Raw genomic sequence first — 7080 nt, 5'->3', positions numbered from 1 at the left:
CCCAGAAATACAGCGTCAGCGGCGCGGCCACCCCGAAGTTCAGGAAATCGGCCAGCGAGTCCAGTTCCGCTCCCATCTTGCTGGAACTGCCCAGAAGCCGCGCGAGCCGCCCGTCGACACTGGTCGGGATAGATGTCTCCCGCGACTGGCTCGATGGCTTCTGCCTGCCATGTGGCCGCCGGTTCACGCTCCCGAACTCGCCGGAAGGCCATGCCCGCCTGGCGGAGATCCTCCAGGATCTGCCCGCGCCTTCGAGGGTCGGCTTCGAGGCTACAGGTGGTCAGGAGTGGGCACTCTGGACGCGGCTTGTCACGGCGGGAACAGAGGCCGTGCAGTTGTCCCCGGCCCAGATCAAGGCCTTCGCCCTTTCCAGGGGAAAGCGTGCAAAAACCGACCGGGTCGATGCCGAACTCATTGCCCGGTTCATGGCCTTCCGCCCCGAGGCCGGGCGGCGGCTGCCGGAGGAGAAGCTGCGGGTTCTCAGGGCCCTGACGACACGCAGGACCCAGATCGTCGAAATGCGCAAGCGGCTCGTGGCCCAGATCAGCGCGCGAACAAGACAGGGCATCGCCGCAGACCTGGAGGCCATGGATGCGGATCTCAGGACCATGCTCGAGGCCCAGATCCGTGAGCTGGAACTGCGGATTGCCGGCATCCTTGCGCAGCAGAAGGTCATTGCGGCCAAGGCGGATCTGCTCCGCTCCATTCCCGGGATCGGACCGATTTCCGCGGCTATGCTGCTGGCCGAGATGCCGGAACTCGGTCGCATGACGGCAGGCGAGGCGGCCTCGATGACCGGCCTGGCGGCCGTGCCCCATAACAGCGGCGCGATGCGTGGCCGCCGCATGATCGCGGGAGGACGACGCGCCTTACGACACGTGCTGTTCCAGGCCGCACTCGCGGCCGCATGTCACAACCCGGCGCTGAAGCCCATTGCCAAGCGCCTCAAGGAAAAGGGCAAGCCGCACAAGCTGGTATCATCGCGATCGCCAGGCAGCTCATCACCATCGCGAATGCCGTCCTGAAAAACGGCACACCATGGCAGCATCAGACCGGCGCATAGACACAGTTGCTAACCAAGGGCGACTGCGCCAAGACCGCCAGCACGGTCAAGACCACGGCGACAGCCCCGCCGGCGGCACCGCCGCGCAGGCCCGGCCATGTGGGTCATGGGATCAGGGTTTGCATTTGCTATGTTTTGTTTCCTCCCTGCATATTCTGTTTTATGGCAAGTTATGGGTCGCCAAGCGATCTCACGGGGCCGGGACAAGCCTGACGGCCCCATAGAAGGCCGCTGCTTCGGCCAGTTCCTCAGGCGTCATGGCCATGGCAACCGGCGACATCAGCGGGTCGGCACGCTGGCCGTTCCGGAACGCCTTGACCTGCGCCTCGATGTAGATCGCGGACTCGCCTGCGAGGTTCGGCGCCTCGGGGATCGCCGCGATGCCGTCCGCCCCGTGGCAGGCCACGCAGAGCTCTGGCACCGTGCGCCCGTCGGGCGGCATGGCCACAAGGCGCTGGGCGGCGAACCAGCTGGCCGCATCGGCGATTTCCTGATCGTCGAGGCCGCGGGCGACCACGGTCATCATCTCGTTGACCCGCGCACCGGAGCGGAAGGCGAGCAGTTGCCGCTCGAGATAGTCGGCCTGCTCGGCACCGATATTGGGCGCCTGCGGCATCGTGGCAATGCCGTTCAGCCCGTGGCAGGTGCGGCACTGGCCGGCAACCGCCTTGCCACGCTCGGCATCGCCCTCCGGCAGGGATGCCGCCATCTGCGCCAGTGCATCGCTGTCGGCGACGGGCTTTGCAGCCTCTGCTCCTCCTGCGCCTGCAGAAGCTTCCGCCGGCGCGTCCTGTGCCGCGCCGGGCAGGGGCGCGAGCGCCGCGGCGGCGACCGCCGCGGCCCGGATGAGCGTGCTCCCCTTCATTGTCCCTCGTACCAGATGCGATACACCGCACCCACGAGGTCGTCGGAGACGAGAAGCGAACCGTCGCGAAGCTGGGCCACGTCTACCGGCCGACCCAGATATTCGCCGGATTCGTCGATCCAACCCTCGGCGAAGGGCTCGGTCGTGGCGGTGCCGTCTTCGGCGATCCGGGTCACCATCACCCGCGCACCAACCGGCGTGGTGCGGTTCCACGAGCCGTGCTGGGCCGAGAAGATGGCGCCGCGGTACTCTTCGGGGAACATGTTGCCCGTGTAGAAGGTCATGCCGAGGTCGGCTGCATGCGGCGCCATCTCGACCGCCGGGAAGACCACGTCGGCAGGCGGCTCCTCATTGGCATATTCCACGGTCCGCACGTCGCCGCCGCCATACCAGGGGAAGCCGAAGTGCTGGCCGGGGGCGGTCTGGTGGTTCAGTTCGCCCGGTGGCTGATCGTCGCCCATCCCGTCGACCTGATTGTCGGTGAACCACAGCTCCCCGGTCTTCGGGTCGAAGTCGTGACCGACAGAGTTGCGAACGCCGTAGGTGAAGACCTCGCGCTCGGAGCCATCCTGGTTCATGCGGATGATGCCGCCGATGCCATGCTCGCGATAAAGGTCAAGCTTCTCGGGTGCCGGAACGTTGAAGGGCTGGCCCAGCGAAATGTAGAGCTTGCCGTCCGGTCCGATCCGGCAGACCCGGGCGGTGTGGTTGAAGCTTTCCTCCGCCGGCGGGATCAGCTCGCCCTGAGGCACGGTGGCGAAGGCCGCAACGTCGGTGCCTTCATAGAAGAACTCGGCCGCCGGGAAGTTCAGCACGCGGTTTTGTTCGGCGATGTAGAGGATGCCCTCGGGCGAAAAGCAGGGTCCGTTTGGAACCGTGAACTTGAGGGATGGGGCGAAGTCCTTCACCTCGTCGGCAATGCGGTCCTTGTTGCGATCGGTGACCGCCCAGACCTTGTCCTTGCGCGTGCCGACAAAGGTAACAATGCCCTGAGGCCCCACGGCCATGTGACGCGCATCCGGGACGACGGCGTAGAGCGCGATCCTGAAGCCGTCCGGCAAGGTAATCCGCTCCAGCGTCGTCTTGATGCCGTCAGCGAAGGCGCCGGTCTGCTCGATTGTGGTGAACTGCGTCTCGCCGCCGGTTTTCTGGAAGTTCGACAATCGCTCGAGGCTGGGATCGCCCGGCGATGTCGAGGTGGCCGTCTCGCCCGCGGGGGCCTCTGCCGATGGTGAGGCGGGTGGCGAGCCTGCCGCGTCGGACGCGGCGCCATCCCCTGCCGCCTGCACAGGTGCTGCCCCGCTGGACGGCACGTTGGCCTCGGCGCCAGTAGCGGGTGCTGGGCTTTGGGCAAAGGCTGATGATGCGGTCGTAGTCGCCAGCAGCGCCGCAAGGGCGCCGCGCAGGAACGAGTTCATGTCCATCTCCTCCCAGAGCGATGCGTGAGCATCGCAGAACCGAGATTGCGTTGCCGCTTGTCCGCCGGTCAATCACCTGCAGGTCGTAGGCCGTCTGAAAGTGAGGCCGGCCCCAGTCAGCCAGCAACCATTCCGCTGCAGGAGGGCCGCTCAGAAGGCCGCTGCCCCGCCCTAGCCGCTGACCTAGCCTTCCGGCGAGTTCGGGAGCCTGAACCGGCGACCACACGGCAGACAGAAGCCATCGAGCCAGTCGCGGAATACATCTATCCCGACCAGTGTCGCCGCTGCTGTCATCTCACTCTCTCTTCCTTATGCTTCGCGGACCCACAGAACGGGCCGCCGTCAACTGTTCGAGACGGTGGAGAGCGGCGGGATCAGCCCGCTAGATAGCGTGATCATCCCACAAGGTGTTTGGCGCTGTATCCCACCCCATCACCGGTCCTGGCCGGGACCGGTGATGGGGCATCTATGGTAGGGGTGAGACACACAAGGCGTATGGTCCCGGCCTCGACCGCAGCGATGCAATAGCGCACGGCATTTGTAATGAAATCCGGACGGCTGCCGGATCGGATATGGCTGAGCATGCTGCGGCGGTTGAATTCGTTCGGAAGTAAGCCGAAGATGTCCGTCGACTGGACCCTTCGATAGTCCAAGAAGTGGGCTATCCACAGATCCGGCCTTGCATCTCTATTTGGGAGAGATGTCAAATATGATACGATCCACCTAAAGCGTTGAGTCGTTTGCATTCCGAAACAATCTGGGGATGCACATTATGGTCGACCGGGCTCTGGTTCCCCGCCACTGGGTGGAGCTCCGCGAAGAAAACGAGGGTGATCGCATCGTGCTGCGGCAGTTCTCGGCCCCAATTCCGCCGGCGCGGGGACGCCGCAGCCTTGTCCTTGATCCCCAAAGCAACGCTCAGGGACGCAGGCCCGGTCCTACAGATCGTCTGGTACCCGAAGATGGCGGAGCAGGGTCGTGGAGCCTCGAAGGCGACATCCTGACATTGTCGGCGCCGGGGTGGGAGGGACGATACAAGATCGAGGAGTTGAGCGAAGACCGGATGATCCTGATCCGGCAATAGGTGCATGCCGGCAAGGTCGCCTGCCCGAACCTGATGGCAACCATCCTTGAAGGAGACCTGTCATGGCCGAGAACAATGATCATGATGCGGCAGATGATGAAGCCGCAGGGGAGATGCCTCCGCGGCGTCGAACCTGCGGCACAATGAGCGTCCATCGGCGGCTGCTCGATACTGTTCCGCGCTATGCAGAGGCCCGGGAGCGGATCGAGGAGCAGGCCTTCCGGGCGCAGCATATGTTCATGGCACAGCGCACCGGCTGCATCGAAATACCGGTGGTGGTGCACGTGGTCCACAATCGGCCAGAGCAGAACATCAGCCAGGCACAGATTGAAAGCCAGATCCGGGTCCTCAACGAGGATTTTCGTAAGAGGAACGCCGATATCGGCAGCGTTCCCGTGCCCTTCGGTCCGGTCGCCGCAGACGCCCGCATCACCTTTCGCTTGGCCGCCAGCGATCCGAGCGGCGCGCCCACGGACGGCGTCACGCGCACACAGACAGAGGTGGCTGCATTCTCGGACGATGACGCAGTGAAGTCCGCGGTCAGCGGCGGTGCTGACGCATGGCCAAGCAACGAATATCTTAACATCTGGGTCTGCCAATTGGGCGGCGGTTTGCTTGGGTATGCACAATTTCCCGGAGGACCTTCCGCGACAGACGGGGTCGTTATCCTGCATTCGGCCTTTGGGACGACCGGCACAGCGGCGGCTCCGTTCAACCGTGGCCGCACAACGACGCATGAGGTGGGGCACTGGCTGAACCTGCGCCACATCTGGGGCGACGACGGCGATGGGTGCAGCGGCAGCGACTTCGTGGACGACACCCCGAACCAGGGCGGCCCGAACTTCGGCACCCCGTCCTTTCCGACGATCAGCTGTTCGAATGGGCCGAATGGCGACATGTTCATGAACTACATGGACTATGTCGACGACGCCGCGATGATGATGTTCTCTGCCGGTCAGGTCACACGGATGCAGGCGGCCCTGGATGGACCGCGCAGCACGATCGGACGGGCCGTGCCTTGCGGTATCATTGGAAAGCCTCTGCCCAAAGAAGCTACCAAGGAGCCGATCAAGGATAGCCCGAAGGATCTTGGCAAGGACATCATCAAGGAGCCGCCCAAGGATGCACCCAAGGAGCTTCCCAAGGAACTCGTGAAGGACAATCCAAAGGACCTTGCTAAGGACCTTCCGAAGGATCGCCCCAAGGACTTCGTGAAGGAGACGCCGAAGGAGAGCGTGAAGGACCTGATCAAGGACCGGCCAAAGGAAGCAGTTTTCGACCCACCCAAGCAGTTTTTCGAGAATCCGAAGGACCTGGTTGAGGGGCCTGGCGGCTTTCCCGGTCTGCCGGGCGGACCCGGCCCGCTGATGGCCGGGCAGACACCCTTTGTGCTGGGAACAGGTGGACGGCAGGACCAAGCCGCGGGACAAGACGCTGTGCAGGAAATCCTGTCCGCTTATGTCCAGATAATCGGCGCGCTATCCCAGCTTGGACAAGCCGGGCTGCTCGACCAGCAGGGGCAGCATATGCTTCAGCAACTGGCAGCTACCTACCAGAAGTTGACCAGCCTCTCGGCTTAGGACGGGCCTGTCGAACGCATGAAGCCAACGCCAGATTGCCGGTCTGGAAAAGCAGGGTGCAGCCATGATCCTGATCGTGTCGTTCACCGACAACGAACATGTGCGCCGTGTGACACGGAACCTGACCCGGCCCTTCACGGTCGTCGACACGGCTTGGTTCCCATCCCGGCTTGGCCTGACGGTCAAGGCTGGCGCGGCTGGCTTTGAGTTCGGCTTCCGCCATCCGGACGGAAACGACGTCGACCTGCTTGCGGTGGGCGCGGTCTGGTATCGCCGTCTTCGCCCCCTGGGGCTGGATCCAGCACTTGCCGACGGAGTGTCGCGGCTTTTCGCTTGGTCTGAATCGAATGAAGCCCTGCTGGGCACCTGGTATTCGCTGGAGTGTTTCTGGATGAACCCACCGTTGGCGGACGAGGCGGCGCAGCGCAAGCTGCGGCAGCTTCAACTTGCCCAGCGGGTTGGCCTCAACATCCCGGAGACGCTTGTAACCAACTGTCCCGAGGAAGCGCGCCGCTTCATCGAAGCGCATGGGCCGGGCCGCGTCATCCGCAAGGCGTTCCGCAACATCGCCGAGGCTCCGCGAGAGACTGCCTTGGTCGAGCCGGTCGATCTCGAGCGCATCGACACGGTTCGCTTCGCCCCGGTGATTTTCCAGACCTTTGTCCCGGCGGACCTGGACCTGCGCACGACGGTTGTTGACGGAGAGATGTTCACTGCGGCGATCCGCTCGGCTCCCGAACATCAGGTGGACTATCGCAGCGGCCTCGGCTCGGCCACGGTCACGCCCTATCGGCTACCGGACGATGTTGCTGCCCGACTTCAGCAACTGATGGATCTCATGGGTCTGACTTTCGGGGCGGTGGATTTCCGGGTGACTCCTGAAGGGGGGCATGTCTTCCTCGAAGTGAACCCTGCGGGAGAGTACCTATTTGCCTGCGACCGCACCGGCCAGCCTGTCCCGGAGGCGATTGCCGCGTGTCTCGAACGCCACGACCGCGAAAGGAGTTAGGCTCAGGACCCATTGTCTTCATAGCCAGAACATGACGGTGGCTGCGAGGGGTCGACGCATG

The 7080-nt window shown here is 64.0% G+C and carries 6 protein-coding genes and 1 pseudogene; 4 read left to right on the top strand and 3 right to left on the bottom strand.

Annotated elements, in window-relative coordinates:
• A pseudogene (locus ACFFII_RS02140) lies at positions 1-118 on the bottom strand (CDP-alcohol phosphatidyltransferase family protein); the annotation flags it as partial.
• Here ACFFII_RS02140 and ACFFII_RS02135 point away from each other — a divergent pair.
• Positions 78-1025, top strand: a complete 948-nt coding sequence (locus ACFFII_RS02135) for an IS110 family RNA-guided transposase (RefSeq protein ID WP_377697241.1) — start codon at positions 78-80, stop codon at positions 1023-1025. The pseudogene ACFFII_RS02140 and the gene ACFFII_RS02135 sit on opposite strands and share 41 nt — an antisense overlap.
• 228 nt (positions 1026-1253) lie before the next feature.
• On the opposite strand, the gene ACFFII_RS02130 is transcribed toward ACFFII_RS02135, so the two are convergent.
• Together ACFFII_RS02130 and ACFFII_RS02125 are read right to left on the bottom strand one after the other, a co-directional pair.
• Positions 1254-1928: a c-type cytochrome gene (locus ACFFII_RS02130; protein WP_377697240.1), complete on the bottom strand. Its 675-nt coding sequence runs from the start codon at positions 1926-1928 to the stop codon at positions 1254-1256.
• Positions 1925-3346, bottom strand: coding sequence for a PQQ-dependent sugar dehydrogenase (locus tag ACFFII_RS02125; RefSeq protein ID WP_377697239.1), 1422 nt, complete (start codon positions 3344-3346; stop codon positions 1925-1927). Before ACFFII_RS02125 ends, ACFFII_RS02130 begins: the two co-directional genes overlap by 4 nt.
• A 763-nt stretch (positions 3347-4109) precedes the next feature.
• Between ACFFII_RS02125 and ACFFII_RS02120 the strand changes: the two genes are divergently transcribed.
• The 3 genes from ACFFII_RS02120 to ACFFII_RS02110 all read left to right on the top strand — a co-directional run bounded on the left by ACFFII_RS02120 (position 4110) and on the right by ACFFII_RS02110 (position 7019).
• The gene (locus ACFFII_RS02120; protein WP_377697238.1) at positions 4110-4430 is read left to right on the top strand and encodes a lipocalin-like domain-containing protein; all 321 of its coding nucleotides are present in this window, start codon (positions 4110-4112) and stop codon (positions 4428-4430) included.
• A gap of 62 nt (positions 4431-4492) precedes the next feature.
• Positions 4493-6010 (top strand): zinc metalloprotease, encoded by a 1518-nt coding sequence (locus ACFFII_RS02115; protein WP_377697237.1) that lies wholly within the window; start codon positions 4493-4495, stop codon positions 6008-6010.
• A gap of 64 nt (positions 6011-6074) precedes the next feature.
• A complete protein-coding gene (locus tag ACFFII_RS02110) occupies positions 6075-7019 on the top strand; it encodes an MvdC/MvdD family ATP grasp protein (protein WP_377697236.1) in 945 nt (314 codons plus the stop codon).
• The last annotated feature ends 61 nt before the right edge of the window (positions 7020-7080 follow it).

Source organism: Paracoccus niistensis (assembly GCF_042432925.1).
GTDB classification, from domain to species: Bacteria; Pseudomonadota; Alphaproteobacteria; order Rhodobacterales; family Rhodobacteraceae; genus Paracoccus; species Paracoccus niistensis.
This window is presented reverse-complemented; position numbering and strand designations above follow the sequence as displayed.